Below are 26,331 nucleotides of genomic sequence, written 5' to 3'. Positions count from 1 at the left end.
GGGTGGTTCTCCTGCACGTGCTGAGGGTGGGTCGGCCGTTAGTGTAAGTCGCAGACCCACGGGTCACCGCATCCGCCGTCGGTCCCCGGACCGCGCCCCATGGAGGACCAGCCATGAGCATCAACGACAACGCCTCGCTCGACACCTCCCGGATGGGCGGCGGCGGTGGCGGAGGGGGCCGCGGCCCGGTCATCGCCGGGGGTGGCGGCGTCGTCGGCATCATCATCACCCTGATCATCTACTTCATGGGCGGGGACATCACCGGGGGCGGGGGCGGCTCGCAGGAGACCGGCTCCGGCGACAACTGGGTGCAGGAGAACTGCAAGAAGGGCGTCGACGCCAAGAAGGATCGTCGCTGCTTGATGACCTTGGGCGAGAACAGTCTCCACCAGTTCTGGAGCGAGCAGCCCGACCTGGCCAAGGCGCTCGACAACGCCGGGCAGGACTTCCGTGGCCCGAACAAGGTCATCGTGTACACGGGCCAGACACAGTCGCAGTGCGGCACGGCGAGCAACCAGGTCGGCCCCTTCTACTGCCCCACCGACGAGTCGATCTTCATCGACACCGACTTCTTCGACATCATGGAGCAGCAGCTCGGCGCCGAGGACGGCGTGCTCGCCGAGCTCTACGTCCTCGCCCACGAGTACGGCCACCACATCCAAAACGTCTACAACGTCCTCCCCGAGGCGCAGAAGGACCCCCAGGGCGCCGACTCCGGTGCCGTGCGCGTCGAGCTCATGGCCGACTGCTTCGCCGGCATGTGGATCAAGGCGGCGACGCAGACCGAGGACTCCCAGGGACAGGCACTGATCACCGACATCAGCGAGGACGACGTCAAGAACGCGATGGGTGCCGCCAAGTCGGTGGGCGACGACGAGATCCAGAAGAAGTCCGGCGGCGGCGTGCAGCCCGAGGCCTGGACCCACGGCTCGGCCAAGGCCCGTCAGGCCTGGCTGCTGCGCGGGATGAAGGCCGACTCGGTCAACTCCTGCGACACCTTCGAGGTCAGCGACCCCAACAACATCTGAGTCGCGGCTCAGTCCCTGAGGACCACCCGGACGCAGCGGGCCCGACGGGCTGCCTCCTGCAGCACGGCGAAGCGCGGGTCAGGCAGGTCCCACAGCTCCCGGCGCGGCAGGTCGCGGAGGTGGGCCAACCGCTCGTCGTCGAGGACCTGCTCGACCATGCGTCGGTCGCCGCCGACGACGAGGGCGTCGAGCGCACCTCGAGGCAGGTGGCGCAGCGCGAGGTCGGCGACCTTGTCGATGACCCCGTCGGTCTGGTTGCCGCGCCGGCGCGCGTAGCGCTGCTGGCTCCAGCCGCCCTTCTTCGTCCTGCCCTAGACATACGCGGTGCCGCAGGTGTGGGCGAGGAGTTCGCCCCCTTCGTCACGGCCCACGGCGTGACCGCCGCGCCGCACGAGGACGAGACCGATGCGCGGGTGGTCGAAGTGCTCCCCCGTCGCGGTCGCACCGTCCCCGCCGGTGAGCACGAACGAGCCCGGCACGTCGGCGCGCGTGACGCCGTCGTGCCGGGCTGCGAAGCCGGCGACCCACCGGTCGAGGCGAGCGGGGTCGACCTCGACGGTGCGGACCATCCGGTGGTGGCTCAGATGTTGAAGCCGAGGGCGCGCAGCTGCTCACGCCCGTCGTCGGTGATCTTGTCCGGACCCCACGGCGGCATCCAGACCCAGTTGATCCGCGAGTCGGTGACGAGGTCGCTGAGGGCCTGGTCGACCTGGTCCTCGATGACGTCGGTCAGCGGGCACGCGGCCGAGGTGAGGGTCATGTCGATGACCGCGTGGTTCTGCGGGTCGACGGTGATGCCGTAGACGAGGCCGAGGTCGACGACGTTGATCCCCAGCTCGGGGTCGACGACGTCACGCAGCGCCTCCTCGACGTCCGCGACGTTGCTCGGGGTGGGGGCCTGTGCGGTCATGCGCTCTCTCCTTGGGAAGTGGTCGAGACGTCGACGCCGGCCCGGGCCAGCGCGTCGGTGAGGGCCATCCAGCCCAGCAGGGCGCACTTGACGCGCGCGGGGTACTGGGCGACGCCGGCGAGGGCGACACCGTCGCCGATGACCTCCTCGTCGCCGGGGTCCTGGCCCCGGCTGGTGAGCATCTGGCGCATCGCCTCGTGGACGTCCATCGCCTCGTGGATGGTCTCGCCGGTGACCTCCTCGGCGAGGATGGACACGCTCGCCATGGAGATCGAGCAGCCCATCGCCTCGTACGAGATGTCGGTGATGTGCGCCTCGGGACCGGTGCCGTCGAGGTGGACGCGCAGCGTCACCTCGTCACCACAGGTCGGGTTCACGTGGTGCACCTCGGCGGCCTCGCCCTCACGCAGGCCGTGGCCGACCTTGCGCTTGGAGTGGTCGAGGATCAGCTCCTGGTAGAGGTCCATCAGGCAGCACCCCGATCCACGCCGAAGATCTCCGGCACGCGGTCGAGCGCCGTGACGAGCGACTCGATCTCGGCCGGCGTGTTGTACACGGCGAGCGACGCGCGCGTGGTGGCGGCGACGCCGAAGGCGCGGTGCAGCGGCCACGCGCAGTGGTGGCCGACGCGCACGGCGACGCCCTGGTCGTCGAGGACCTGCCCCACGTCGTGGGCGTGGACACCGTCGACGACGAAGGAGACGGCCGCGCCCCGGTGGACGGTGTCGGCCGGGCCGACGAGCCGCACCCACGGACGCTGCGCGATCGCGTCGAGCAGCTGCGCGGCGAGGGCCTGCTCGTGCGCGGCGATGCGCTCCAGACCGATGTCACGGATCCAGCGCACGGCCGCACCCAGACCGATCGCCTGGCTGGTCATCGGCACGCCGGCCTCGAAGCGGGTGGGCGGCGGCGCGTAGGTGCTGCCCTCCATCCGCACGACCTCGATCATCGACCCACCGGTGAGGAAGGCGGGCATCTGCTCGAGCAGGTCGTAGCGGCCCCAGAGGACACCGATGCCGCTCGGGCCGTACATCTTGTGGCCGGAGAAGGCGAGCAGGTCGACGCCGAGCTCGCGCACCGCGACCGGCAGGTGCGGCACCGACTGGCAGGCGTCGAGCACGGTGATCGCGCCGACGGACTTCGCCGCGGCGACGAGACGCGGCACGTCGCTGACGGCACCCAGCACGTTGGACGCGTGGGTGAAGGCCATGACCTTGGTCCGCTCGGTGACCAGCTCGTCGAGCTGGTCGAGGTCGAGCCGGCCGTCGTCGGTGACCCCGATCCACCGCAGGGTGGCACCGGTGCGCCGGCACAGCTCCTGCCACGGCACGAGGTTGGCGTGGTGCTCGGCCTCGGTGATGAGCACCTCGTCGCCCTCCCCCAGACGAAGGGGGGAGCCCACCTCCGCGTTGGAGAAGGCGTAGGCGGCCAGGTTGAGCGCCTCGGTCGCATTTTTGGTGAAGACGACCTCGCGCTCCTGCGCACCGATGAAGCGGGCGATGTCGGCGCGAGCGGCCTCGTAGGCCTCCGTGGCCTCCTCCGACAGCGCGTGCGCGCCGCGGTGCGGGGCGGAGTTGGCCGTGACGAGGAAGTCGCGCTCGGCGTCGAGGACCGCGAGCGGCTTGTGCGAGGTGGCGCCGGAGTCGAGGTAGACGAGCGGCTTGTCCCCACGCACGGTGCGCTCGAGGATGGGGAACTGGCCGCGGATCGCGGCCAGCTCACCCTCGGGGATCAGCTGCGCAGTCATGCTCAGGCCCCCGCGGTCGTGGCGGGCTCCCCCGTCGCGATGAAGCGGTCGTAGCCCTCGGCCTCGAGCTGGTCGGCGAGCTCGGGGCCACCCTGCTCGGCGATCTTGCCGTCGACGAAGACGTGGACGAACTGCGGGGTGATGTACCGCAGGATCCGCGTGTAGTGGGTGATGAGCAGGACGCCGGATCCGGTGGCCTCCTTGGCGCGGTTGACACCCTCGGAGACGACGCGGAGGGCGTCGACGTCCAGGCCGGAGTCGGTCTCGTCGAGGACGGCGAACTTCGGCTTGAGCAGCTCCATCTGGAGGATCTCGTGGCGCTTCTTCTCCCCACCGGAAAAGCCCTCGTTGACGTTGCGCTCCGCGAAGGCGGGGTCCATGCGCAGCTCGTCCATCGTGCCGCGCACCTCCTTGACCCACGTGCGCAGCTTGGGCGCCTCGCCGTCGATGGCGGTCTTGGCCGTGCGCAGGAAGTTGCTCACCGTGACCCCCGGGACCTCGACGGGGTACTGCATCGCGAGGAAGAGACCGGCGCGGGCGCGCTCGTCGACGGACATCGACAGCACGTCCTCGCCGTCGAGGGTGACCTCGCCGGAGGTGACGGTGTACTTCGGGTGGCCCGCGATGGAGTAGGCCAGGGTCGACTTGCCCGAGCCGTTGGGGCCCATGATGGCGTGCGTCTCACCGGAGTTGATGGTGAGGGTGACGCCCTTGAGGATCTCCTTGGGGCCATCCTCGGTCTCGACGCTGACGTGCAGGTCCTTGATCTCAAGCGTTGCCATGATCTGTTGTCCTTGTCTGGAGGAAGTGTGGGGTCAGCCGGCCAAGGCGACGAGGACGTCACCGTCGTCGGTCACGCGGACGGTGTGGACCGCCACGGGGACCGTCGCCGGGAGGTGGCTCGGTCGGCCGGTGAGGAGGTCGAAGCGGGAGCCGTGCAGCCAGCACTCGATGCTGCAGTCCTCCACCTCGCCCTCGGAGAGCGAGACGTTGGCGTGCGTGCACGTGTCGTCGATCGCGTGGACGGTGCCGTCCTCGGTGCGCACCATGGCAACGAGGCGCCCGTCGATGTCGGCCTTGGCCGCACCGACGGCCGGCAGCTCGTCGACGCCGCACACCCGCACGAAGTCCGTTTCGTCAGGGGTGGTCACGCTGCGCCCCCTTCGAGCTCGACGTCGATCGCCCGCATGATGCGCTCGCTGATGTCGGCGTCACCGATGCGCTGGACGATGCTGTTGAAGAAGCCGCGCACGACGAGGCGACGGGCCTCGTCCTCGGGCACACCGCGCGACTGCAGGTAGAAGAGCTGCTGGTCGTCGAAGCGGCCCGTCGTCGAGGCGTGACCCGCACCGACGATCTCGCCGGTCTCGATCTCGAGATTGGGCACGGAGTCCGCCCGCGCACCGTCGGTGAGCACGAGGTTGCGGTTGAGCTCGTAGGTCTCGGTGCCCTCGGCCGCGGCGCGGATCAGGACGTCGCCGACCCACACGGTGTGCGCGGTCTCGCCCTGTAGCGCGCCCTTGTACTCGACATTGCTCGAGCAGTGCGGCGCCTCGTGGTCGACGAAGAGCCGGTGCTCCAGGTGCTGGCCCGCGTCGGCGAAGTACACGCCGAAGGCCTCGAAGGAGCCGCCGGGGCCCGCGTAGGAGGCATTGGTGTTGAGCCGGACGATGCCGCCGCCGATGGTGATGGCGATGTGGCGCACGCTCGCGTCCCGACCGACGACGACGTCGTGCTGGCCGAGGTGGACCGCGTCGTCCTCCCAGTCCTGGAGGCTGACGATCGTCAGCTGGGCCGAGTCGCCGGCGATGACGGACAGCAGCTCGGTGTACTCGGCGGTGCCCGAGTGCTCGACGACGAGGGTCGCCTTGGCGAAGGCACCCACGCGCACGAGGTGGTGGGCGCGCACCGGCTCGCCGGCCTCGCCCGTCAGGTGCACGCGCACCGGCTCGGCGAGCTCGGCCTCGGCCGGGACGTCGATGACGACGACCGAGTCACCGCTGGCCGCGACGGCGGCCGCGCGGTCGGCCGGCAGCGGCACGCCCGCGGTGCGGGCCTCGGCCGCCGGGATCTGCGTCCGGGTGACGCCCTGCGGCAGGTCGTGCTCGACGGACAGGGTGGCGGAGCCCCCTTCGTCGGTGAAGAGCTCGGCCAGACGCCCGACGGGCGTGAAGCGCCAGTCCTCCTCCCGTCCCTGCGGGACGGGGAAGTCGGCGACCTCCCACGAGCGGGTGCGCTCCGCGCGCGACTGGTCCGGCACGAGGGTTTCGGCGGAGTGCGTGTGGGCCTGGGGGCCCGAGTCGGTCAGCAGGGCCATCAGCCGACGGCTCCTTCCATCTGGAGTTCGATGAGGCGGTTGAGCTCGAGGGCGTACTCCATCGGCAGCTCACGCGCGATGGGCTCGACGAAGCCGCGCACGATCATCGCCATGGCCTCCTCCTCGCTCATGCCGCGGGACATGAGGTAGAAGAGCTGGTCGGCCGAGACCTTGGAGACGGTCGCCTCGTGACCCATCTGCACGTCGTCCTCGCGGACGTCGACGTAGGGGTAGGTGTCGGAGCGGCTGATCGTGTCGACGAGCAGCGCGTCGCACACGACCGAGGACTTGCTGTTGGTCGCGCCCTCGAGGACCTGCACGAGGCCTCGGTAGGAGGTGCGACCGCCGCCACGGGCGACGGACTTGGAGACGATCGAGCTCGACGTGTTGGGGGCCGCGTGCACCATCTTGGCGCCCGCGTCCTGGTGCTGGCCCTCGCCGGCGAAGGCGATCGAGAGGGTCTCGCCCTTCGCGTGCTCGCCGAGGAGGAAGCACGCGGGGTACTTCATCGTCACCTTGGAGCCGATGTTGCCGTCGACCCACTCCATCGTGCCGCCCTCGGCGACCGTGGTGCGCTTGGTGACGAGGTTGTAGACGTTGTTGGACCAGTTCTGGATCGTCGTGTAGCGCACGCGGGCGTTCTTCTTGACGACGATCTCGACGACGGCGCTGTGCAGCGAGTCGGTCTTGTAGATCGGCGCGGTGCAGCCCTCGACGTAGTGCACGTACGAGCCCTCGTCGGCGATGATGAGCGTCCGCTCGAACTGGCCCATGTTTTCGGTGTTGATCCGGAAGTAGGCCTGCAGCGGGATGTCGACGTGGACACCCGGCGGCACGTAGATGAAGGAGCCACCCGACCACACTGCGGTGTTGAGCGCGGAGAACTTGTTGTCACCGGCGGGGATGACGGTGCCGAAGTACTCGCGGAAGAGGTCCTCGTGCTCACGCAGGCCCGTGTCCGTGTCGACGAAGATGACGCCCTTCTCCTCCAGGTCCTCACGGATCTGGTGGTAGACGACCTCCGACTCGTACTGCGCCGCGACACCGGCGACGAGGCGCTGCTTCTCCGCCTCGGGGATGCCGAGCTTGTCGTAGGTGTTCTTGATGTCCTCGGGCAGGTCCTCCCAGGAGGCGGCCTGCTTCTCCGTGGACTTCACGAAGTACTTGATGTTCTGGAAGTCGATGCCGGTGAGGTCGCTGCCCCAGCTCGGCATGGGCTTCTTGTCGAAGAGCCGCAGCGACTTCAGACGCAGGTCGCGCATCCACTGCGGCTCACCCTTGCGCTCGGAGATGTCGCTGACGACGTCCTCGTTGAGGCCGCGCTTGGCGCTGGCACCCGCGGTGTCGGCATCGGCCCAGCCGAACTCGTACTTGCCGATGTCCTTGAGCCCTGGGTTGAGCTCTTCGATGTTGGTGCTCATCGGGTGGACCTCTCTGTGTGGGGACGCGCCCCCGGGGTGGGGACGAAGGTGGTGCAGACGTGATCGCCCTGGGCCAGGGTGGCCAGGCGTTGGACGTGGACTCCGAGGAGGCGGCTGAAGGCGTCGGTCTCCGCCTCGCACAACTCGGGGAACTCCGCGGCGACGTGCTGGACCGGGCAGTGGCCCTGGCACAGCTGGAGGCCGACGACGACGTCGTCGCCGACCGTGCGGGCGCTGGCAGCGTAGCCCTCGGAGCGAAGGGCGTCGACGAGCGCCGCGGTCCGTGCGGCCGGGTCGTCGCCGGCACGGTCGATCTCGGCGGAGCAGCGCTCCTCGAGTGCGCGGACCCGCTGGTCGGCGAAGGCACGCACCGCCTTGTCGCCCGCGGTCTCGCGCACGAAGCGCACGGCGTCGGCCGCCAGCTCGTCGTAGTCGGAGGTCAGGTGGTCGTGACCGATCTCACCGACGACCCACTCACGAGCCGGGCGACCGCGACCGCGCTTGCCCATGTGCGGGGCGCGGCTGGTCACGGCGCCGCTCTCGGCGAGCTGGTCGAGGTGGCGGCGCACGCCCGTCGCGGTGAGCCCCAGGTCGGCCGCGAGGTCCGCCGCCGTGATGGGCCCACGCTCGCTGATGAGGGCGAGGACGCGGTCTCGGGTGCGGGCATCCCGCGACGCGGCATCGTTGATCCGGGCGTCGTCGGCCGACGCCCTCGGTGCTCGCGGGGAAATAACCACACATCCATGTTATGTAAATCGACACACAGCACAACAAAGGCCCCCCTAACCACGGTCGGGAGCACCTGCTGCCTAGACTCGCCTGCTGTGACTCGTGCCGTCGTCGTGGAGGACCTGCGCCGCGTCTTCGGTGACACCGTCGCCGTCGACGGGGCTTCGTGGGCTGCCGAGACCGGGCAGATCACCTGCGTGCTCGGACCCAACGGCGCCGGAAAGACGACGACCATCGAGTGCCTCGAGGGTCTGCAGCGGCCGGACTCCGGCAGCTGCCGGGTCCTCGGCACCGACCCCTGGCAGGCCAGCGCCGAGCACCGCGCCCGGGTCGGGGTCATGCTCCAGGACGGCGGGCTCCCCCAGAGCGTGCCGGCCACCCGCCTGCTCGCCCACCTCGGCCGGCTCCACCGGACCCACCGCGCCGCGGAGCTCGTCGACCGACTCGACATCACCCCCTTCGCCCGCACGCCGGTCCGTCGTCTGAGCGGCGGCCAGCGCCAGCGGGTCGCCCTGGCCGCAGCCCTGCTCGGCGACCCCGAGGTCGCCTTCCTCGACGAGCCGACCGCCGGGCTGGACCCGCACGCCCGCCTGGACGTGTGGGACCTGCTGCGCGAGCGGCGCGACGAGGGCGTGGCCCTCGTCGTCACGACGCACGGGTTCGAGGAGGCCGAGCGCCTCGCCGACCGGGTCGTCATCCTCGCCGGCGGCCGGGTCGTGGCCGACGGCACGCCCGACGAGATCGCCGACGGTGCTCGTCTCGAGGACGCCTACTTCGCGCTCACCGGAGGCCTGCGTGACCGCTGAGACCACGACGAGCACCGTCCAGCCGAGCGGCCGGCGGATCCTGGCCCAGGCGCGCTTCGAGGCCGAGATCCTGGTGCGCAACGGCGAGCAGCTGCTCGTCTCGCTCGTCCTGCCCGTGCTCGCCATGCTCGCCCTGACCGCGAGCTCGTACCCCGACCTGCCCGCGCCGCGGATCGCGCTCGTCGCACCCGGTGTGCTCGCTCTCGCCATCGTCTCGACGGCCTTCACCGGTCAGGCGATCCAGACCGCCTTCGACCGGCGCTACGGCGTGCTGCGCCTGCTCGCGACCTCGCCCGTCGGCACCGACGGGCTGCTCGCCGGCAAGGCCCTGGCCGTCGCGTCCGTCGTCGCCGGCCAGCTCGTCGTCCTCGGCGTCGTCGCGGCCGTCCTCGGCTGGCGCCCCGACCCGCTCGGTCTGCTCGTGACGCCGGTGAGCGCGGCGCTCGGGGTGTGGGTCTTCGTCACCCTCGCCCTGCTGCTCGCCGGGGTGCTGCGCGCCGAGGCCGTGCTCGCGGTGGCCAACCTCGTGTGGGTCCTGCTCGCCGGGGCCGGCGGGCTGCTCCTGCCCGGCGACACCGTCGGCGGGCTCGACGCGGTCGTGCGCTGGCTGCCGTCGGGCGCGCTCGGTGATGCCCTGCGCCAGGCCCTCACCGGCGACGGCGTGCCGTTCCTGCCCTGGCTCGTCCTCGTGGGGTGGGGCTCGGTGCTCAGCCTCGGCGTCGTGCGCTTCTTCCGCTGGCGAGACTGACCACCGTCGGACCCGGTGGTCCGCGGTCCCGCGGCTACGACATACCGTAGTGGGGTGCCCGAGAACCTCCCCCAGGCCGCCCGCACGTGGCTGACGCGCCTGCTCCTGCTCAACCTGATCGTCGAGGTCGGGATCGTCGTCACGGGCGGGCTCGTCCGCCTCACCGGCTCCGGCCTCGGCTGCCCGACCTGGCCCGAGTGCGTCCCCGGCTCCTACGTACCGACCGTCGAGCAGGAGGAGGGCATCCACAAGCTCATCGAGTTCGGCAACCGGACGCTCACCGGGCTGCTCGGTTTCGTCGCGCTGGCGCTGCTCATCGCGCTCTACCGCTGGGCGCGTGACCGGCGCGAGCTCCTCATCGGCACCTGGGTCGTCATGGCCGGTATCCTCGCCCAGGCGATCGTCGGGGGCATCACCGTGCGCACCGGGCTGAACCCGTGGATCGTCGCCTTCCACTTCCTGTGCTCGATGGGGCTCATCGCCGTGTCGGCCTGGCTCTACTGGCGCCAGCGGCAGCCCTCGGGCCGCACCCGGTCCCTGCTCCACCCGGTCGTCACCCGCCTGCAGTGGCTGCTCGTCGCCATCGCCGCCGTCGTGCTCGTGCTCGGCACGGTCGTCACCGGCTCCGGGCCGCACTCCGGTGACGCCGACACCCCGGCCCGCACGGGCTTCGACCCGCGCACCATCTCGTGGCTCCACGCCGACGCCGTGATGCTCTTCGTCGGCATCTGCGTCGCCGTCTGGCTGGGCGCCAAGCTCACCGAGCGAGCCGCCGGCCCCGCCCGCGCGTGGTGGGTCGTCCTGTGGGTCACCCTCGCCCAGGGCCTCGTCGGCTACGTCCAGTACCTCACCAAGCTGCCCGAGGTCCTCGTCCTGGCCCACATGCTCGGTGCCAGCCTCCTCGTCGTCGCCATCACCCGCGCGATCGTCTTGTCCCGCACCCCGGACACCCTCCCCGCCGACTGAGGGCGGGGCCCACGCGCCCCTCAGCCGCGTGTGTCGAAGAAGGACCGCCCGCTCGAGCGGGCGCTCCTTCTTCGACCCGGCGATGGCAGCAGCAGACGAAGGGGGCAGGTCGGCGCGACTCAAGGAACATGCGCCGCTGTGCGACCAGGTGACGCTGGTGGATCAGTGGCGGCGCACGTTTCCCAACGCCGACCTGCTCCCTTCGGCCGCGTCAGAGCAGGAGGACCCGACCACGCGGGCAGTGCCGGACAGGCGGGACTCAGGAGAGGCCGGGCAGCGGCAGGTGCAGCAGCGGGTCGATCGCCACGCCGAGGAAGAGCAGCGTTACGTAGGTGATCGAGAAGTGGAAGAGACGCATCGGCTTGAGCACCGACTGCTTCGTCTCGCCGCGCCGCGCCGTGGCCAGCAGCCGGTGCGCCTCGCCGACGAAGAGCGCACCCGAGACGAGGGCGGCGCCGAGGTAGACCCAGCCCATGTCGGCGACAGGCACGAGGGCCAGGGAAGTGAGGACCATGACCCAGGAGTAGGCGACGATCTGGCGGGCAACGGTCGTCATCTGCTCGACGACGGGCAGCATCGGCACCCCGGCTCGCGCGTAGTCGTCGGAAAAGCTCATCGACAGCGGCCAGTAGTGCGGGGGCGTCCAGAAGAAGATGACGAGGAAGAGGATGATCGCCGGCCAGCCGACGGAGTCGGTCACGGCGGACCACCCGATGAGCGTGGGCATGCACCCGGCGATGCCGCCCCACACGATGTTTTGCGGCGTGCGCCGCTTGAGGATCATCGTGTAGCCGACGGCGTAGAGGACGATCGCCGCGAGCGAGAGGCCCGCCGACAGCGGGTTGACGAAGAACCACAGCCAAGCAGTGGACAGGGCGGTCAGCACGAAGCCGAAGATCAGCGCGCCGCGGGGGGTGGCCTCGCCCGTGACGAGCGGCCGGTTCTGCGTCCGCCCCATCTGGGCGTCGATGTCCCGGTCGTAGACCATGTTGAAGGTGTTGGCCGCGCCCGCGCTCAGGCTGCCACCGACGAGGGTGAGCACGATGAGCGAGAGGGAGGGGACGCCGCGCTCCGCGAGGAACATCACCGGGACCGTCGTCACGAGGAGCAGCTCGATGATCCGAGGCTTCGTCAGCGCGACGTACGCACGCACGGTGCGCCGCCACGGGCGGGTCGCCGGCGACAGCTCGCGCGTCGACTCGAGAGTGGTCACGGACTGCCTTTGCCGAAGGGGTGAGGGGACCGGCCGCACCGGGGTACGGCCGGGTCCCACTGTACCCGTGCCGCACCACGGGTCCGGCCCCGCCCCACGCGGCGTCGCACACATCGGGCGCGCACTAGTGTGGACAGCAGCACGCACGCTCCCGCAGCAGAAAGGTCCTCCGTGAGCACGGACACCGACACCTCGCCCAAGGCTCCCGCGAAGAAGGCAGCCGGTCGTGCTGCCTCAAAGGGAACGACCCGCACCGTGACCTCGGCCAACCCCGCCGGCCCGGCCGGCACCTCGTCCCGATCGAGCGACCTGCCGATGCCGGTGGCGAAGAAGGCCGGCTGGAGCGACCTCGACGTGCGCGCCGTGGACACCGGTCGCCTCCTGGCCGCCGACGCCGTCCAGGAGTGCGGCAGCGGCCACCCCGGCACGGCGATGAGCCTCTCCCCCGTCGCCTACCTGCTCTACCAGCAGGTCATGACGCACGACCCGTCCGACCCGGCCTGGCTGGGGCGCGACCGCTTCGTCCTGTCGGTCGGTCACTCCTCGCTGACCCAGTACGTCCAGCTCTTCCTCTCCGGCTACGGGCTCGAGCTCAGCGACCTGAAGTCCCTGCGCACCTGGGGCTCCCTCACCCCGGGCCACCCCGAGGTCCACCACACCGCGGGCGTCGAGATCACCACAGGCCCCCTCGGGTCGGGACTGGCCTCCGCCACCGGCATGGCGATGGCCCAGCGCCGCCAGCGCGGTCTCTTCGACCCCGACGCAAAGCCGGGGACCTCCCCCTTCGACCACACGATCTGGTGCCTCGCCTCCGACGGCGACATGCAGGAGGGCGTCTCCGCAGAAGCCGGCTCGCTCGCCGGCCACCAGGAGCTCGGCAACCTCAACGTCATCTACGACGCCAACCAGATCTCCATCGAGGACGACACCGACATCGCCTTCAGCGAGGACGTGGGTGCGCGCTACCGGGCCTACGGCTGGGAGGTCATCGACGTCGACTGGCGCAAGACCGGTGACGGCAAGGCCTACGTCGAGGACATCGACGCCCTGCTCGCCGCGACCCAGCAGGCGAAGAAGAACACGAAGGCCCCCACGCTCATCGTGCTGCACACGATCATCGCCTGGCCGGCCCCGACCAAGCAGGACACCGGCGCCTCGCACGGCTCCGCGCTCGGCGAGGACGAGGTCGCGGCCACCAAGGAGCTGCTCGGCTTCGACCCGAAGAAGTCCTTCGCCGTCGAGAAGGCCGTCCTCGACCACACCCGCGCGGTGAAGAAGCGGGGCAAGGAGGCCCACAAGGAGTGGGACAAGCGCCTCGCCGCGTGGCGCAAGGCCAACCCGGAGCGCGCCGAGCTGCTCGACCGTGTCGTCGCGGGCAAGGTCCCGGCGGGCCTGGACAAGGCGCTGCCGACCTTCGAGGCCTCCGCCAAGGGCCTGGCCACGCGCGCCGCATCGGGCAAGGTCCTCACCGCCCTCGCCGACGTCATGCCCGAGCTGTGGGGCGGCTCCGCCGACCTCGCCGGCTCCAACAACACGACGATGGACGGCCAGCCCTCCTTCACACCCAAGAGCAAGCAGACCGACACGTGGAAGGGCGACGAGTACGGCCGCACCCTCCACTTCGGCATCCGTGAGAACGGTATGGGCATGGCGATGAACGGCATCGCCCTCGAGGGCCTCACCCGCGTCTACGGCGGCACCTTCCTCGTCTTCTCCGACTACATGCGCCCCGCCGTGCGCCTGGCGTCCCTGCAGCAGCTGCCAGTCACCTATGTCTGGACCCACGACAGCATCGGCCTCGGCGAGGACGGCCCGACCCACCAGCCGATCGAGCACCTCGCGTCGCTGCGCGCCATGCCGGGCCTCGACGTCGTCCGCCCGGGCGACGCCAACGAGGTCAGCGTGTGCTGGGGTCAGATCCTCAAGAACCGCTCCACCGCGGCGCTGGCGCTCTCCCGTCAGGGCACGCCGACCGTCGACCGGTCAGAGTACGCCGCGGCGAAGGGGGCGGCCAAGGGTGGCTACGTCCTCGCCGAGTCGAGCACCGAGGTGCCCGACGTCATCCTCGTCGCCACCGGCACGGAAGTCGCGGTCGCGCTCGAGGCCCGCACGACGCTCGAGAAGGCCAAGATCGGCACCCGCGTCGTCTCGATGCCCTGCCGCGAGTGGTTCGACGCCCAGTCGAAGGCCTACAAGGAGAAGGTCCTGCCGGCCGCCGTCCGGGCGCGTGTCTCGGTCGAGGCCGCGACCCCCTTCGGCTGGCGCGAGGTCGTCGGCGACGCGGGCGAGATCGTCGGCATCGACCACTTCGGCGCGTCGGCCGACGCCGGCACGCTCTACGAGAAGTTCGGCATCACGCCGGCCGCCGTCGTCAAGGCGGCCAAGGCGTCCATCAAGAAGGCGAAGGGATGATCGACATGGCAGACCAGCTCCCCACCGCACCCGCACCGATCGCCGCGCTGCGCGAGGCAGGCGTCTCGGTCTGGCTAGACGACCTGAGCCGTGAGCGGCTCCGTTCGGGCAACCTCCAGGAGGTCATCGACACCAAGGGCATCGTCGGCGTGACGACCAACCCGTCGATCTTCCAGGCCGCCCTCGCCGACGGCGACGCCTACACCGAGCAGCTCACCGCCCTCGCGGCCGAGGGCAAGGATGTCGACGAGGTCGTCTTCGCGCTCACCACCGACGACGTGCGCGAGGCCTGCGACCTCTTCGTCCCGATCTACGAAGCCACCGACGGGGTCGACGGGCGCGTCTCCATCGAGGTCGACCCACGCCTGGCCCACGACGCGGAGCAGACCGCCGTCGTCGCCAAGCAGCTCGCCGAGACCGTGGGCCGCCCCCAGGTCCACATCAAGATCCCCGCGACTGAGACCGGCCTGCCGGCCATCACCGCCACCCTCGCCGAGGGCATCAGCGTCAACGTCACGCTGATCTTCAGCCTCGAGCGGTACCGCGCGGTGATGAATGCCTACGTCGAGGGGCTCGAGCAGGCCCTCGCCGCCGGCAAGGACATCTCGCAGATCCACTCCGTCGCGTCCTTCTTCGTCTCGCGGGTCGACTCCGAGATCGACGGCCGCCTCGACGAGATCGGCACCGACGAGGCCCGCGCCCTGCGGGGCAAGGCCGGCTTGGCCAACGCCCGCCTCGCGTACCAGGCCTACGAGGAGGTCTTCGCCACGCAGCGGTGGCAGCGCCTCGAGGCCGAAGGGGGACGCCGCCAGCGTCCGTTGTGGGCCTCGACCGGCGTCAAGGACCCCGCCTACCCCGACACCCTCTACGTCACCGAGCTCGTGGCGGCCGACACGGTCAACACCATGCCCGAGAAGACCCTCGACGCGACGATCGACCACGGCGAGGTCACCGGCGACACGGTCACCGGCGGCTACGAGGAGGCGCAGCAGGTGCTCGACGCCCTCGAGGGCCTGGGCATCAGCTACACCGAGGTCACCGCCCAGCTCGAGCGGGAGGGCGTGGAGAAGTTCGAGAAGGCCTGGGCCGAGCTGCTCGACGGCGTCAGCGCCGAACTGGCCAAGGCGGCCAAGTGACCTCGCTCTCGGTGGCCGCCGCGGGTGCTGCAGCCGACGCGGTCACGACCCACGTCCCCGCCCTCGTCGCGGATCGCGTGGCGAGCCGGATCTTCGAGCAGGACCCGACCCTGTGGGGTCCTGCCGCCGAGGAGGAGGCCGCCCAGCGACTCGCCTGGGTCGGCCTCGGACGGACCTCGCGCCACCTCGTCGGCCAGATCGCGGCCTTGCGCGCCGAGCTGACCGAGCAGGGCGTCGACCGGGTCGTGCTCTGCGGCATGGGCGGCTCCTCGCTGGCGCCGGAGGTCATCTGCGCCACGGCCGGCGTCCCGCTCGTCGTCCTCGACTCGAGCCACCCGGACGTCGTCCGGGCCGCCGCGACCGACCTGCAGCGCACCGTCGTCGTGGTGTCGAGCAAGTCCGGCTCCACGGTCGAGACGGACAGCCAGCGTCGGGTCTTCGAGCAGGCTTTCACCGAGGCCGGCATCGACCCCGCCGCGCGGATCGTCGTCGTCACCGACCCCGGCAGCCCCCTGGAGGAGGATGCCCGGGCCAAGGGCCAGCGCGTCGTCACCGCGGACCCGTCCGTCGGTGGCCGATACTCGGCCCTGACTGCCTTCGGCCTCGTCCCGAGCGGCCTCGCCGGAGCCGACGTCGAGGCCCTGCTCGACGACGCCGAGTCCGTGGCCGACCTGCTCGCCGAGGACGACGAGGCCAACCCGGCCCTGCGTCTCGGCGCAGCGATGGGCGGCACCTCGCCCCTGCGCGACAAGCTCTACCTCGTCGACCACGGGACGCTGATCTCCGGACTCGGCGACTGGGCCGAGCAGCTCATCGCGGAGTCGACCGGCAAGGAGGGCAAGGGCCTCCTGCCCGTCGTGCTCGACCGCCCCGGCGCCGGCGCTCCCCCGGCCGATGCGACCGTCGTGCGCCTCGTCGCCGACGACGGTGAGCACGAGGTGCCGGTCGCCCCGTCGACGGTCGACGTCGGCGGCTCCCTCGGGGCGCAGTTCCTGCTGTGGGAGACCGCGACCGCCGTCGCCGGACGACTTCTCGGCATCAACCCCTTCGACCAGCCCGACGTCGAGAGCGCCAAGCAGGCCGCCCGCGACCTCATGTCCGGCGACGGGGCGACCGCGAGCGAGCCGGACCTCACCGACGGTCCGGTGACCGTGAGCCACGCCGGTGGCGACTGGCTCGGCGGGGCGAGCACGCTCGACGAGGCGGTGACGGCCCTGCTCGACCAGCTCGACCCCGACCACGGCTACGTCGCGGTCATGGCCTACCTCGACCGGGAGGGCGATGCCCCCTTCGCCGAGGTGGCAGACGCCCTCGCCGAGCGGGTCGACCGGCCGGTGACCTTCGGGTGGGGGCCACGCTTCCTCCACTCCACCGGGCAGTACCACAAGGGCGGGCCGGCCACCGGGGTGTACATCCAGGTGACCGACGAGCCCCGTGAGGACCTGCCCGTCCCCGGGCGCGACTTCACGCTGGGCGAGTTCATCGCGGCCCAGGCCGGTGGCGACGGGCAGGTGCTCGCCGACCACGGTCGGCCCGTGCTCGTGCTGCACCTCACCGACCACGACGCCGGCCTGGCTCGGGTCGGCGCGGCGCTGCGAGGTGACCGGCCATGAGGCCGGCCCGGGTCACGGCCGACGTCAACCCGCTGCGCGACCCGCGCGACAAGCGCCTGCCCCGCATCGCCGGGCCGTGCAGCCTCGTCCTCTTCGGGGTGACGGGCGACCTCGCCCGCAAGAAGCTCATGCCGGCGATCTACGACCTCGCCAACCGCGGGCTGCTGCCGCCGGGCTTCTCGCTCGTCGGCTTCGCCCGGCGCGACTGGGCCGACCAGGACTTCGGCAAGGTCGTCTACGACGCCGTCCGCGAGCACGCCCGCACCCCCTTCCGCGAGGAGGTGTGGCGCAGCCTCTCCGAGGGCTTCCGCTTCGTCCCGGGGACCTTCGACGACGACGCCGCCTTCGACCTGCTGGCGCAGACGGTGCGCGAGCTCGACGAGCAGCGCGGCACGGGCGGCAACCACGCCTTCTACCTGTCGATCCCGCCGGGCTTCTTCTCCACCGTCTGCCAGCAGCTGCAGCGGTCGGGGCTGGCCTCGCCCACCGAGGACTCGTGGCGGCGCGTCGTCATCGAAAAACCCTTCGGTCACGACCTCGAGAGCGCGCAGGAGCTCAACGCGATCGTCGAGGAGGTCTTCCCGCCCGACGCGATCTTCCGCATCGACCACTACCTCGGCAAGGAGACGGTGCAAAACCTGCTGGCGCTGCGCTTCGCCAACCAGATGTTCGAGCCGGTGTGGAACAGCCACTACGTCGACCACGTGCAGATCACCATGGCCGAGGACATCGGCATCGGCGGTCGGGCGGGGTACTACGACGGCATCGGTGCCGCGCGCGACGTCATCCAGAACCACCTCCTCCAGCTGCTCGCGCTGACGGCGATGGAGGAGCCGACGAGCTTCGACGCCGCGGCGCTGCGGACCGAGAAGGAAAAGGTCCTCGCGGCCGTCCAGGTGCCCGATGACCTCGGCGAGGCCACCGTCCGCGGGCAGTACGCCGCCGGCTGGCAGGGTGGCGACAAGGTCATCGGCTACCTCGAGGAGGACGGTGTCGCCGCCGACTCGACGACCGAGACCTATGCGGCCATGCGCCTGGACGTCGACACCCGGCGTTGGGCAGGTGTCCCCTTCTACCTGCGCACGGGCAAGCGTCTCGGCCGCCGGGTCACGGAGATCGCCGTGGTCTTCAAGCGGGCGCCCCACCTGCCCTTCACCGACACCGAGACCGAGGAGCTGGGGCAGAACGCCGTCGTCATCCGGGTCCAGCCCGACGAAGGGGTGACCATGCGCTTCGGCGCCAAGGTCCCGGGCAACCAGATGGAGGTGCGCGACGTGACGATGGACTTCGGCTACGGCCGCGCCTTCACCGAGTCCAGCCCCGAGGCCTACGAGCGGCTCATCCTCGACGTGCTCCTCGGCGACCCGCCGCTCTTCCCCCGGCACGAGGAGGTCGAACTCTCCTGGCGCATCCTCGACCCGATCGAGCAGTACTGGGGCAGGCAGCGCAGCGGGGTCGAGCAGTACCCCGCCGGCACGTGGGGACCGCCCGCGGCCGACGCGATGATGGAGCGTGACGGACGCACCTGGAGGATGCCGTGATCGTCGACCTGCCGAGCGCCAGCACATCGCTCATCAGCCAGCGGCTCATCGAGATCCGTGAGGACGTGGGCGCGATGGCGCTCAGCCGCGTGCTCACCCTCGTCGTCGTCGTCCCGGAGGGCGACGCCGAGGAGGCCCTCGCCGTCGCCAACTCCGCGAGCCACCAGCACCCGGCCCGGATCATCTGCGTGATCCTCGCCAACGCGCGCGGCAAGGCCCGGCTGGACGCCCAGATCCGTGTCGGCGGCGACGCGGGAGCCTCCGAGGTCGTCGTGCTCCGCCTCTACGGCGAGCTCACCCGCCACGCGCGCAGCGTCGTCACCCCACTCGTCCTGCCGGACTCCCCCGTCGTCGCATGGTGGCCCACCGACGCTCCCAAGGACCCGGCCCAGGACCCCGTGGGCGCGATGGCGCAGCGACGCATCACCGACTCCTCCGCGGAGGCGAGCATCGGCCCAACCCTCAAGCGGCTGGCCCGCACCTACGCGCCCGGCGACACGGATCTCGCCTGGAGCCGGATCACGCTGTGGCGTGGCCTCCTCGCGACGACGCTGGACCGGGCTCCCTTCGAGCCGGTGACCGCGGCGACCGTCGTCGGGGCCGGGGACTCCCCTTCGGCCGACCTCATCGCCGGCTGGCTGCGCCACCGACTGCGCTGCCCCGTCGCCATCATCCGCTCGCGCAACGGCACCGGTCTGGTGAGCGTGCGGCTCGAGCGGGCCTCCGGACCCATCGACCTGGTGCGTCCCACCGCGAGCGACACCGCGACTCTCGACCAAGCGGGGCAACCGCGCCGGGCCATCGCCCTCGCCCCCCGCTCCGACGCGGAGTGCCTGGCCGACGAGCTGCGACGACTCGACCCCGACGAGGTCTACGAGGACGCCCTGACGCGGGGCCTGCCGGAGGTGACCCGTCGTCGCCTGACGATGACCGAGGCGGTCGAGCAGGGCCTCGTCCCCTCCCCGAGCGATGCCCGGCGCACCGCCGTCCGGCTCGCCGAGAGGTCGAAGGAGGCCATCCGCAGCGCGATGGTCCAGGCCGAGCCCGAGGCCGCCGACAGCTCGCCCGAGGCCGTCAAGGTCGCCGTGCGCGAGCGGCTCGACGAGAGCCCGGCATGACCGCGACGCCGCTCGTCCTCGTCCACCCCGACAGCGAGACCCTCGCCGAGATGACGGCGGCCCGGCTGCTCACCGTCGTCCAGGAGGCAGTGGCCGCCCGTGGAAGGGCCGACCTGTCCCTGACCGGCGGGTCCATGGGGTCGGCCGTGGTGGGCGCCCTGTCCGGTCACCCCCTTCGCTTGCTCGTGGACTGGACCCGGGTGCACGTCTGGTGGGGTGACGAGCGCTACCTGCCGGCGGGCGACCCGGATCGCAACGACGTGCAGAACGATGCCGCCGGTCTGCGGCTGCTCGGTCTGCTGCCCGAGCACGTCCACCGGGTCGCTGGTCCGGATGCCAGCGCCTCTCCCGAGGAGTCGGCGGCCGCGTACGAGACCACCCTGCGCGAGCACGGCGGCGGGGAGTGGGACGTCGTGCTGCTCGGCGTCGGGCCCGACGGGCACGTCGCCTCGCTCTTCCCCGGGCACCCGGCCCAGCTGCTCGACGATGCGCTGGCCGTCGCAGTGCACGACTCCCCCAAGCCCCCGCCCACGCGGGTGTCGCTGACGACGGGGTGCCTGTCGCGGGCCCGTGAGGTGTGGTTCGTCGTGGCCGGCGAGGACAAGGCCGAGGCCGTGGCGAAGGGAGTGGCCGGCGCCCCGGCAGGTGAGAGCAGCGCCGCCCGGGTCAGGGCCCGGGGACGTACGCTCTGGCTGGTCGACGAGGCCGCCGCGTCGCGGCGCCCCTGACCTGCGGCGCTACTGGATCAGGCCGCGGTCGCGCAGCTCACCCAGCCGCTCCTGGAGGATCGCGTCACCCTCGGAGTCGGAGCGGCGCTCCTTCACGTAGGCCAGGTGGGTCTTGTAGACCTCCGCCGTCGGCGGGGCCGGCGGGTTGTCGCGGTCCTGGCCGGCCGGCAGTCCGCAGAACTTGCACTCCCACTGCTCCGGGACCTCGACGCTGTCGTCGACCGCGAAGGAGGGGGTGACCTCGTGCCCATTGGCACACCAGTAGGTCACGAAGGTGCGCGGCGCGGCCTCGCCCCGCTCCGCCTCGCCCATGGGGCCGGCGCCGATGCGGCTGCCGCGGATCGCATTGCCACCAACCATGTCGTGCTCCTCGTGTGTGTGGAGGGGGACGCGTCAGGCGTCGAAGCGGTCGACGAGACCGATGCCGACGATCGCGGCGAACCAGATCAGGCCGACGACGATCGTGAAGCGGGAGAGATTGCGCTCGGCGACGGACGAGCTGCCGAGCGACGCGGACATGCCGCCGCCGAACATGTCGGACATGCCACCGCCCTTCCCCTTGTGCATGAGGATGAGCAGGGTGAGGATCAGGCCGGTGATCACGAGGATCACCTGGAGTCCGATGCGGACGGCGTTCACGCGTTCAGGTCCTTGTCGGTCGGGACTGGGTCGGGCACCACCTGGCGACGGCGCCCGGCTCAGGATACCCCGCGTCACGGGAACCGCTGCCGACCGGGCACCGCGTGTGCCGTCAGGTGGTCAGGTGCTGCTGGTAGCGGCAGATCGCCGCAAACTCCTCGGCCTGCAGGGAGGCTCCACCGACGAGGGCTCCGTCGACGTCCGCACCGGCCATGATCGAGGCGACGTTGCCCGACTTCACCGAGCCTCCGTACAGGACGCGCACGGCGTCGGCGACCTCGGGCGAGTACAGCTGCGCCAGACGCCCACGGATCGCCGAGCACACCTCCTGCGCGTCGTCGGGCGTGGCGACCTCACCGGTGCCGATGGCCCACACGGGCTCGTAGGCGATGACGACGGTCGCGGCCTGCTCGGCGGTGATGCCGGCGAGGCTGCCCTCGAGCTGGGTCAGGACGTGCGCGACGTGCTCGCCTGCCTGCCGCACATCGAGGCCCTCCCCGACGCAGACGATCGGCACGAGGCCGTGCCGGTACGCCGCCACGGCCTTGCTCGCGACGACCGCGTCGCTCTCGCCGTGGCCCTCGCGACGCTCGCTGTGGCCGACGACCACGTACGTGCACCCGAGCTTGGCGAGGAAGGCGCCGGAGACGTCACCGGTGAAGGCGCCTGAGTCGTGCGGGCTGACGTCCTGCGCGCCGTAGCGCAGCGCGAGCCGGTCACCCTCGACGAGGGTCTGCACGGAGCGCAGATCGGTGAAGGGCGGCAGCACGGCGACCTCGACGCTCGCCGGGTCGTGCTTGGCGTCGCGCAGGGTCCAGTCGAGCTTTTGCACGAGATGGGTGCCCTGCAGGTGGTCGAGGTTCATCTTCCAGTTGCCCGCCATGAGCGGGGTGCGAGTCGCCATGTCAGCCCGCCTGCTCGGTGAAGACGGACAGACCCGGCAGCTGCTTGCCCTCGAGGTACTCGAGGCTGGCCCCGCCACCGGTGCTGATGTGCCCGAAGTCCTCGTCGGCGAAGCCGAGCTGGCGCACCGCGGCCGCGGAGTCCCCGCCACCGACCACGGTGAGGGCACCGCCCTTCGTCGCCTCGACGAGCGCCCGCGCCACCGCCTCGGTCCCGGCGGCGTACGGGGCCATCTCGAAGGCGCCCATGGGGCCGTTCCAGAAGACGGTGCGGCAGTCAGCCAACTTGTCCGCAAAGAGCCGCGCCGAGTCGGGCCCGATGTCCAGGCCCATCCGGTCACTGGGGATGTCGTCGGCGGCGACGACCTCGTGGTCGGCGTCGGCCGAGAAGGCGCTCGCCGCGACGACGTCGGTGGGCAGGACGATCTCGACCCCGTCGCGCTCGGCGCGCTCGAGGTACTCGGTGACCGTCGCGAGCTGGTCCTCCTCGAGGAGGCTGTTGCCGACCTCGTACCCCTGGGCCTTGAGGAAGGTGAAGACCATGCCGCCGCCGATGAGCAGACGGTCGGCAGTGCCGAGGAGGTTGTCGATGACGCCGAGCTTGTCGCTGACCTTGGCGCCGCCGAGGACGACCGCGTAGGGCCGCTCCGGGTCGCTCGTCAGCCGGCGCAGGACGTCGACCTCGGTGCGCACGAGCCCGCCCATGGCCGAAGGGAGCCGCCTCGCGATGTCGTAGACCGACGCCTGGGCGCGGTGCACGACGCCGAAGCCGTCGGACACGTAGGCGTCGGCCAGCTGGGCCAGCTCGTCGGCGAAGGCGCCGCGCTCGGCCTCGTCCTTGCTCGTCTCACCGGCGTTGAAGCGCAGGTTTTCCAACAGTGCCACCTGGCCGTCGGCCAGACCGGCGACGACCGACCGGGCCGACTCCCCCACCGTGTCGCTGGCGAAGGCGACCTCGCTGCCGAGGAGCTCACCCAGACGGGCGGCGACCGGCGCGAGCGAGTACTGCGGGTCGGGCGCGCCCTTGGGGCGACCGAGGTGCGCGCAGACGACGACGCGGGCACCGGCCTCGACGAGCTGGGTGATCGTCGGCAGCGAGGCGCGGATGCGCCCGTCGTCGGTGATCGTCGCGCCGTCCAGCGGGACGTTGAGGTCGGAGCGTACGAGGACGCGCTTGCCGCGCAGGTCGCCGAGGTCAGCGAGGGTCTTCACGTGTGCCTTTCGGGTGGGGCCGTCGGGAGGAGGTCAGAGGGAGGCGCCGACGAGGGTGACGACGTCGACGAGGCGGTTGGAGTAGCCCCATTCGTTGTCGTACCAGCCGACGACCTTGACCTGGTCCCCGATGACCTTGGTCAGTCCGGAGTCGAAGATACAGCTGGCCGGGTTGGTGACGATGTCGGACGAGACGATCGGGTCCTCCGTGTAGACGAGCCGGCCGGCGAGCGGCCCCTCGGCTGCGGCGGCGCGCATGATCTCGTTGACCTCCTCGACCGAGGTCTCGCGGGCGGCCTCGAAGGTCAGGTCGGTCGCCGAGCCCGTCGGCACGGGGACGCGAAGGGCGTAGCCGTCGAGCTTGCCCTCGAGCTCGGGAAGCACGAGCGAGACCGCCCGGGCCGCTCCCGTCGAGGTCGGGACGATGTTGAGCGCCGCGGCTCGGGCGCGTCGCAGGTCCTTGTGCGGGCCGTCCTGCAGGTTCTGGTCAGCGGTGTACGCGTGGATCGTCGTCATGAGTCCGCGGGTGATGCCCAGTCTGTCGTTGAGCACCTTGGCCATCGGCGCGAGGCAGTTGGTCGTGCACGAGGCATTGGAGATGATCGTGTGCCGCGTGCCGTCGTACTGGTCGTCGTTGACCCCCATGACGATGGTGATGTCCTCGTTCTTGGCGGGAGCCGAGATGACGACCTTGGTGGCACCGGCCTCGACGTGGGCGCGTGCCGCCTCGCCGTCGGTGAAGAAGCCCGTCGACTCCACGACGACGTCGACGCCGAGGTCACCCCACGGCAGCTGCGCCGGGTCGCGCTCGGCGAGCGAGGTGATGAGCCGCCCGTCGACCTCGATCCCACCCTCGACGACGTCGACCTGCCCCCCGAACCGGCCGAGGATCGAGTCGTACCGCAGCAGGTGGGCCTGGGTCGCGTCGTCGCCCAGGTCGTTGAAGGCCACGACCTCGACGTCCGCACCCGACTCCTCGACCGCGCGGAAGAAGTTGCGGCCGATGCGGCCGAATCCGTTGATCCCTACTCGAACAGTCACAGGTGGTGCCTCCGATCGTCAGCGTCCACGGGACTACGGCGGCAGCCCCCGTTCGCCACCCAGCCTATGGCCTGCGTCACACCGCCGGCAGGGGTGTCCAGGTCGCGGTCGACGTCAGCCGTCGAGCATGTCCGAGGTCAGCGATGCCTCGGTGCCGGGGATGCCCTCGTCCTCGGCGCGCTTGTCGGCCATGGCGAGCAGCCGGCGGATCCGCCCGGCCACCGCGTCCTTGGTCATCGGGGGGTCGGCCCGCTGGCCGAGCTCCTCGAGCGAGGCCTCCTTGTGCTCCAGCCGCAACTGACCGGCCTCGCGCAGGTGGTCGGGGATGTCGTCGCCGAGGATCTCCAGGGCGCGCTGCACCCGCGCCCCGGCAGCGACGGCCGCCCGAGCCGAGCGCCGCAGGTTGGCGTCGTCGAAGTTGGCCAGGCGGTTGGCCGTCGCCCGCACCTCACGTCGCATGCGGCGCTCCTCCCAGGCGAGGACCGCGTCGTGGGCGCCGAGGCGGGTGAGCATCGCGCCGATCGCGTCACCGTCGCGGATGACGACGCGGTCCACGCCGCGCACCTCCCGGGCCTTGGCGGGGATGCCGAGGCGCCGTGCGGCGCCGACGAGCGCCAGTGCGGCCTCCTGACCGGGGCAGGTGATCTCCAGCGACGAGCTGCGCCCGGGCTCGGTCAGGGACCCGTGCGCGAGGAAAGCGCCACGCCAGGCGGCCTCGGCGTCGCACGGGGAACCGCCCACGACGCGCGGCGGCAGACCCCGGACAGGACGACCATCGGCATCGATGAGGCCGGTCTGCCGGGCGAGCGCCTGGCCGTCCTTGCTCACCCGGACGATGTAGCGGCTGCCCTTGCGCAGCCCCCCGGCCGCGAGCTGCTGGATGGGGTCGCAGTCGTAGCCGTAGAGCTCCTTGACGTCGCGGCGGAGGCGGCGCGCGGCCTGGGCGGTGTCGAGCTCGACCTCGATGACGATGCGTCGGTTGACGAGGTGGAGACCGTTGGCGAAGCGCAGCAGGCTCGCCACCTCCGCCTTGCGGCAGCAGGTCTTGGTCACCTCGAACCGGCTCAGCTCGTCCTTGACCTTGTCGGTCATCGCCATCGGCGGGTTCCTTCCACGTTGTCAGGCAGCAGCGGCCCGGGGACGGGCCAGCGCATCAGGAGAGGATGTCACGATAGGCGGCCGCCAGGCGCAGCGCATCGTGCTGGCCCCGGTGGTCCAGGCGGGAGAGGGGCGCGACGACCAGCTCGGCGCCCAGTCGCTCGCAGGCGTCGGTGAGGCGGTGACGGTCCTCGATCGTCAGGGGGTCGGCGAGCACGGTGTCGAAGCGCAGCTCGGGCGCGAGGTCGTGCAGGGTCTCGATGTGCCGGGTGGCCGAAAATCCGCGTGTCTCCGCCGTGTGCATCTCGAGGTTGAGCGTCAGCACCTTGCGCGCCCTGGCCCGGACCAGCGCGTCGCGCAGCTCGGGCACGAGCAGGTGCGTGAGCACCGACGTGTACCAGGACCCCGGGCCGAGCACGATGTGGTCAGCGGCGTCGACCGCTGCGACGGACTCCGGGCGGGCCGGTGGGTTGTCCGGCTCGAGGGAGATCGACTCGACGAGACCCTTGGTGCGGGCCACCTCGACCTGGCCACGGACCGTCGTCGCCACCGTCGGGTCCGTGGCGTCGAGGCCGCTGACTTCGGCGACGAGCTCGAGCGGCACCGCAGCCATCGGCAGGACCCGGCCGCGAGCGCTCAGCAGGCGCCCGACGAGGTCCAGGCCCGTCACCGGGTCCTCGTGGAGCTGCCACAGGGCGACGATGAGCAGGTTGCCGAGCGCGTGGCCGGAGAGGTCCCCGTCGCCGGTGAAGCGGTGCTGCAGCACGTCGCTCCACGTCTGGCCCCACTCGCTGTCGTCGCAGAGTGCGGTGAGGGCCATCCGAAGGTCCCCGGGGGGCAGCACGTCGTAGTCGGCACGCAGCCGGCCGGACGAGCCACCGTTGTCGGCGACGGTGACGATGGCGGTGACCTGGTCGCAGACGAGGCGAAGGGCGGACAGGCTCGCCGCGAGCCCGTGCCCACCTCCGAGAGCCACGACCTTCGAGGTGCGCAAGGAGTCGACCAC

27 protein-coding genes and 1 pseudogene are annotated in these 26,331 nt (G+C 71.3%); 10 read left to right on the top strand and 18 right to left on the bottom strand.

Going from position 1 to position 26,331, the window contains the following annotated elements:
- Positions 1-113 precede the first annotated feature (113 nt).
- Positions 114-1,028 carry a KPN_02809 family neutral zinc metallopeptidase gene (gene ypfJ / locus CWN80_RS07040; protein ID WP_128277066.1) on the top strand — a complete coding sequence of 305 codons (915 nt, stop codon included), beginning with the start codon at positions 114-116 and terminating at the stop codon, positions 1,026-1,028.
- Positions 1,029-1,036: 8 nt separating this feature from the next.
- Here ypfJ and CWN80_RS15810 read toward each other — a convergent pair.
- The 10 genes and pseudogenes from CWN80_RS15810 to CWN80_RS06995 form a co-directional block, all read right to left on the bottom strand.
- Positions 1,037-1,327 (bottom strand): annotated as a pseudogene (locus tag CWN80_RS15810) (Vms1/Ankzf1 family peptidyl-tRNA hydrolase); the annotation flags it as partial.
- 12 nt (positions 1,328-1,339) lie between these two features.
- Complete coding sequence (locus tag CWN80_RS15805) at positions 1,340-1,597, bottom strand: hypothetical protein (protein WP_007927564.1); 258 nt, start codon at positions 1,595-1,597, stop codon at positions 1,340-1,342.
- An 11-nt stretch (positions 1,598-1,608) separates the two neighbouring features.
- On the bottom strand, positions 1,609-1,938 hold the full coding sequence (locus CWN80_RS07030) for a metal-sulfur cluster assembly factor (RefSeq protein WP_007927567.1): 330 nt from the start codon (positions 1,936-1,938) through the stop codon (positions 1,609-1,611).
- Entirely contained in the window at positions 1,935-2,405 is a 471-nt protein-coding gene (gene sufU, locus CWN80_RS07025) for a Fe-S cluster assembly sulfur transfer protein SufU (RefSeq protein ID WP_007927569.1), read from the bottom strand. The genes CWN80_RS07030 and sufU overlap by 4 nt, the downstream gene beginning before the upstream one ends.
- Entirely contained in the window at positions 2,405-3,685 is a 1,281-nt protein-coding gene (locus tag CWN80_RS07020) for a SufS family cysteine desulfurase (protein ID WP_007927571.1), read from the bottom strand. The genes sufU and CWN80_RS07020 overlap by 1 nt, the downstream gene beginning before the upstream one ends.
- Positions 3,686-3,687: 2 nt before the next feature.
- Positions 3,688-4,467, bottom strand: coding sequence for a Fe-S cluster assembly ATPase SufC (sufC, locus tag CWN80_RS07015; RefSeq protein ID WP_007927573.1), 780 nt, complete (start codon positions 4,465-4,467; stop codon positions 3,688-3,690).
- Between the two features lie 33 nt (positions 4,468-4,500).
- Positions 4,501-4,836, bottom strand: a complete 336-nt coding sequence (locus CWN80_RS07010) for a non-heme iron oxygenase ferredoxin subunit (RefSeq protein ID WP_007927575.1) — start codon at positions 4,834-4,836, stop codon at positions 4,501-4,503.
- Positions 4,833-6,002, bottom strand: a complete 1,170-nt coding sequence (sufD, locus tag CWN80_RS07005; protein WP_007927579.1) for a Fe-S cluster assembly protein SufD — start codon at positions 6,000-6,002, stop codon at positions 4,833-4,835. Before sufD ends, CWN80_RS07010 begins: the two co-directional genes overlap by 4 nt.
- On the bottom strand, positions 6,002-7,423 hold the full coding sequence (gene sufB, locus CWN80_RS07000) for a Fe-S cluster assembly protein SufB (RefSeq protein WP_007927581.1): 1,422 nt from the start codon (positions 7,421-7,423) through the stop codon (positions 6,002-6,004). The genes sufD and sufB overlap by 1 nt, the downstream gene beginning before the upstream one ends.
- Positions 7,420-8,160 (bottom strand): helix-turn-helix transcriptional regulator, encoded by a 741-nt coding sequence (locus tag CWN80_RS06995; protein WP_007927583.1) that lies wholly within the window; start codon positions 8,158-8,160, stop codon positions 7,420-7,422. Before CWN80_RS06995 ends, sufB begins: the two co-directional genes overlap by 4 nt.
- 87 nt (positions 8,161-8,247) lie before the next feature.
- Here CWN80_RS06995 and CWN80_RS06990 point away from each other — a divergent pair, with 87 nt between their 5' ends.
- The 3 genes from CWN80_RS06990 to CWN80_RS06980 are packed head-to-tail and all read left to right on the top strand — an operon-like array spanning position 8,248 to position 10,672.
- On the top strand, positions 8,248-8,958 hold the full coding sequence (locus CWN80_RS06990; RefSeq protein ID WP_007927584.1) for an ABC transporter ATP-binding protein: 711 nt from the start codon (positions 8,248-8,250) through the stop codon (positions 8,956-8,958).
- Positions 8,948-9,706 (top strand): ABC transporter permease, encoded by a 759-nt coding sequence (locus CWN80_RS06985; protein ID WP_007927585.1) that lies wholly within the window; start codon positions 8,948-8,950, stop codon positions 9,704-9,706. The genes CWN80_RS06990 and CWN80_RS06985 overlap by 11 nt, the downstream gene beginning before the upstream one ends.
- Positions 9,707-9,760: 54 nt before the next feature.
- Entirely contained in the window at positions 9,761-10,672 is a 912-nt protein-coding gene (locus tag CWN80_RS06980) for a COX15/CtaA family protein (RefSeq protein WP_007927586.1), read from the top strand.
- A gap of 259 nt (positions 10,673-10,931) precedes the next feature.
- Here the strand turns inward: CWN80_RS06980 and CWN80_RS06975 are convergent, their stop codons facing one another.
- Positions 10,932-11,885, bottom strand: coding sequence for a heme o synthase (locus CWN80_RS06975; RefSeq protein ID WP_007927587.1), 954 nt, complete (start codon positions 11,883-11,885; stop codon positions 10,932-10,934).
- 315 nt (positions 11,886-12,200) lie between these two features.
- Between CWN80_RS06975 and tkt the strand changes: the two genes are divergently transcribed.
- The 6 genes from tkt to pgl are packed head-to-tail and all read left to right on the top strand — an operon-like array spanning position 12,201 to position 20,433.
- Positions 12,201-14,297 (top strand): transketolase, encoded by a 2,097-nt coding sequence (gene tkt, locus CWN80_RS06970; protein ID WP_128277157.1) that lies wholly within the window; start codon positions 12,201-12,203, stop codon positions 14,295-14,297.
- Positions 14,294-15,433: a transaldolase gene (gene tal, locus CWN80_RS06965; RefSeq protein ID WP_007927588.1), complete on the top strand. Its 1,140-nt coding sequence runs from the start codon at positions 14,294-14,296 to the stop codon at positions 15,431-15,433. The genes tkt and tal overlap by 4 nt, the downstream gene beginning before the upstream one ends.
- Positions 15,430-17,046 carry a glucose-6-phosphate isomerase gene (locus tag CWN80_RS06960; RefSeq protein ID WP_007927589.1) on the top strand — a complete coding sequence of 539 codons (1,617 nt, stop codon included), beginning with the start codon at positions 15,430-15,432 and terminating at the stop codon, positions 17,044-17,046. Before tal ends, CWN80_RS06960 begins: the two co-directional genes overlap by 4 nt.
- Positions 17,043-18,587, top strand: coding sequence for a glucose-6-phosphate dehydrogenase (gene zwf, locus CWN80_RS06955; protein ID WP_007927591.1), 1,545 nt, complete (start codon positions 17,043-17,045; stop codon positions 18,585-18,587). The genes CWN80_RS06960 and zwf overlap by 4 nt, the downstream gene beginning before the upstream one ends.
- Positions 18,584-19,705 carry a glucose-6-phosphate dehydrogenase assembly protein OpcA gene (locus CWN80_RS06950; RefSeq protein WP_007927593.1) on the top strand — a complete coding sequence of 374 codons (1,122 nt, stop codon included), beginning with the start codon at positions 18,584-18,586 and terminating at the stop codon, positions 19,703-19,705. The genes zwf and CWN80_RS06950 overlap by 4 nt, the downstream gene beginning before the upstream one ends.
- Entirely contained in the window at positions 19,702-20,433 is a 732-nt protein-coding gene (gene pgl, locus CWN80_RS06945) for a 6-phosphogluconolactonase (protein ID WP_007927604.1), read from the top strand. The genes CWN80_RS06950 and pgl overlap by 4 nt, the downstream gene beginning before the upstream one ends.
- Before the next feature lie 9 nt (positions 20,434-20,442).
- On the opposite strand, the gene CWN80_RS06940 is transcribed toward pgl, so the two are convergent.
- The 7 genes from CWN80_RS06940 to CWN80_RS06910 all read right to left on the bottom strand — a co-directional run bounded on the left by CWN80_RS06940 (position 20,443) and on the right by CWN80_RS06910 (position 26,331).
- The gene (locus tag CWN80_RS06940; RefSeq protein WP_007927614.1) at positions 20,443-20,793 is read right to left on the bottom strand and encodes an RNA polymerase-binding protein RbpA; all 351 of its coding nucleotides are present in this window, start codon (positions 20,791-20,793) and stop codon (positions 20,443-20,445) included.
- A 33-nt stretch (positions 20,794-20,826) separates the two neighbouring features.
- On the bottom strand, positions 20,827-21,072 hold the full coding sequence (gene secG, locus CWN80_RS06935; RefSeq protein ID WP_007927624.1) for a preprotein translocase subunit SecG: 246 nt from the start codon (positions 21,070-21,072) through the stop codon (positions 20,827-20,829).
- A 112-nt stretch (positions 21,073-21,184) separates the two neighbouring features.
- Complete coding sequence (gene tpiA / locus CWN80_RS06930) at positions 21,185-21,976, bottom strand: triose-phosphate isomerase (RefSeq protein WP_007927626.1); 792 nt, start codon at positions 21,974-21,976, stop codon at positions 21,185-21,187.
- A 1-nt stretch (position 21,977) separates the two neighbouring features.
- Complete coding sequence (locus tag CWN80_RS06925) at positions 21,978-23,186, bottom strand: phosphoglycerate kinase (protein WP_007927628.1); 1,209 nt, start codon at positions 23,184-23,186, stop codon at positions 21,978-21,980.
- Between the two features lie 33 nt (positions 23,187-23,219).
- Positions 23,220-24,227: a type I glyceraldehyde-3-phosphate dehydrogenase gene (gene gap, locus CWN80_RS06920; protein ID WP_007927629.1), complete on the bottom strand. Its 1,008-nt coding sequence runs from the start codon at positions 24,225-24,227 to the stop codon at positions 23,220-23,222.
- 114 nt (positions 24,228-24,341) lie between these two features.
- The gene (whiA, locus tag CWN80_RS06915; protein ID WP_007927631.1) at positions 24,342-25,325 is read right to left on the bottom strand and encodes a DNA-binding protein WhiA; all 984 of its coding nucleotides are present in this window, start codon (positions 25,323-25,325) and stop codon (positions 24,342-24,344) included.
- 55 nt (positions 25,326-25,380) lie between these two features.
- A complete protein-coding gene (locus CWN80_RS06910; protein WP_007927633.1) occupies positions 25,381-26,331 on the bottom strand; it encodes a gluconeogenesis factor YvcK family protein in 951 nt (316 codons plus the stop codon).

The organism is Janibacter hoylei PVAS-1 (assembly GCF_004025845.1).
Classification (GTDB): Bacteria; Actinomycetota; Actinomycetes; order Actinomycetales; family Dermatophilaceae; genus Janibacter; species Janibacter hoylei.
This window is presented reverse-complemented; position numbering and strand designations above follow the sequence as displayed.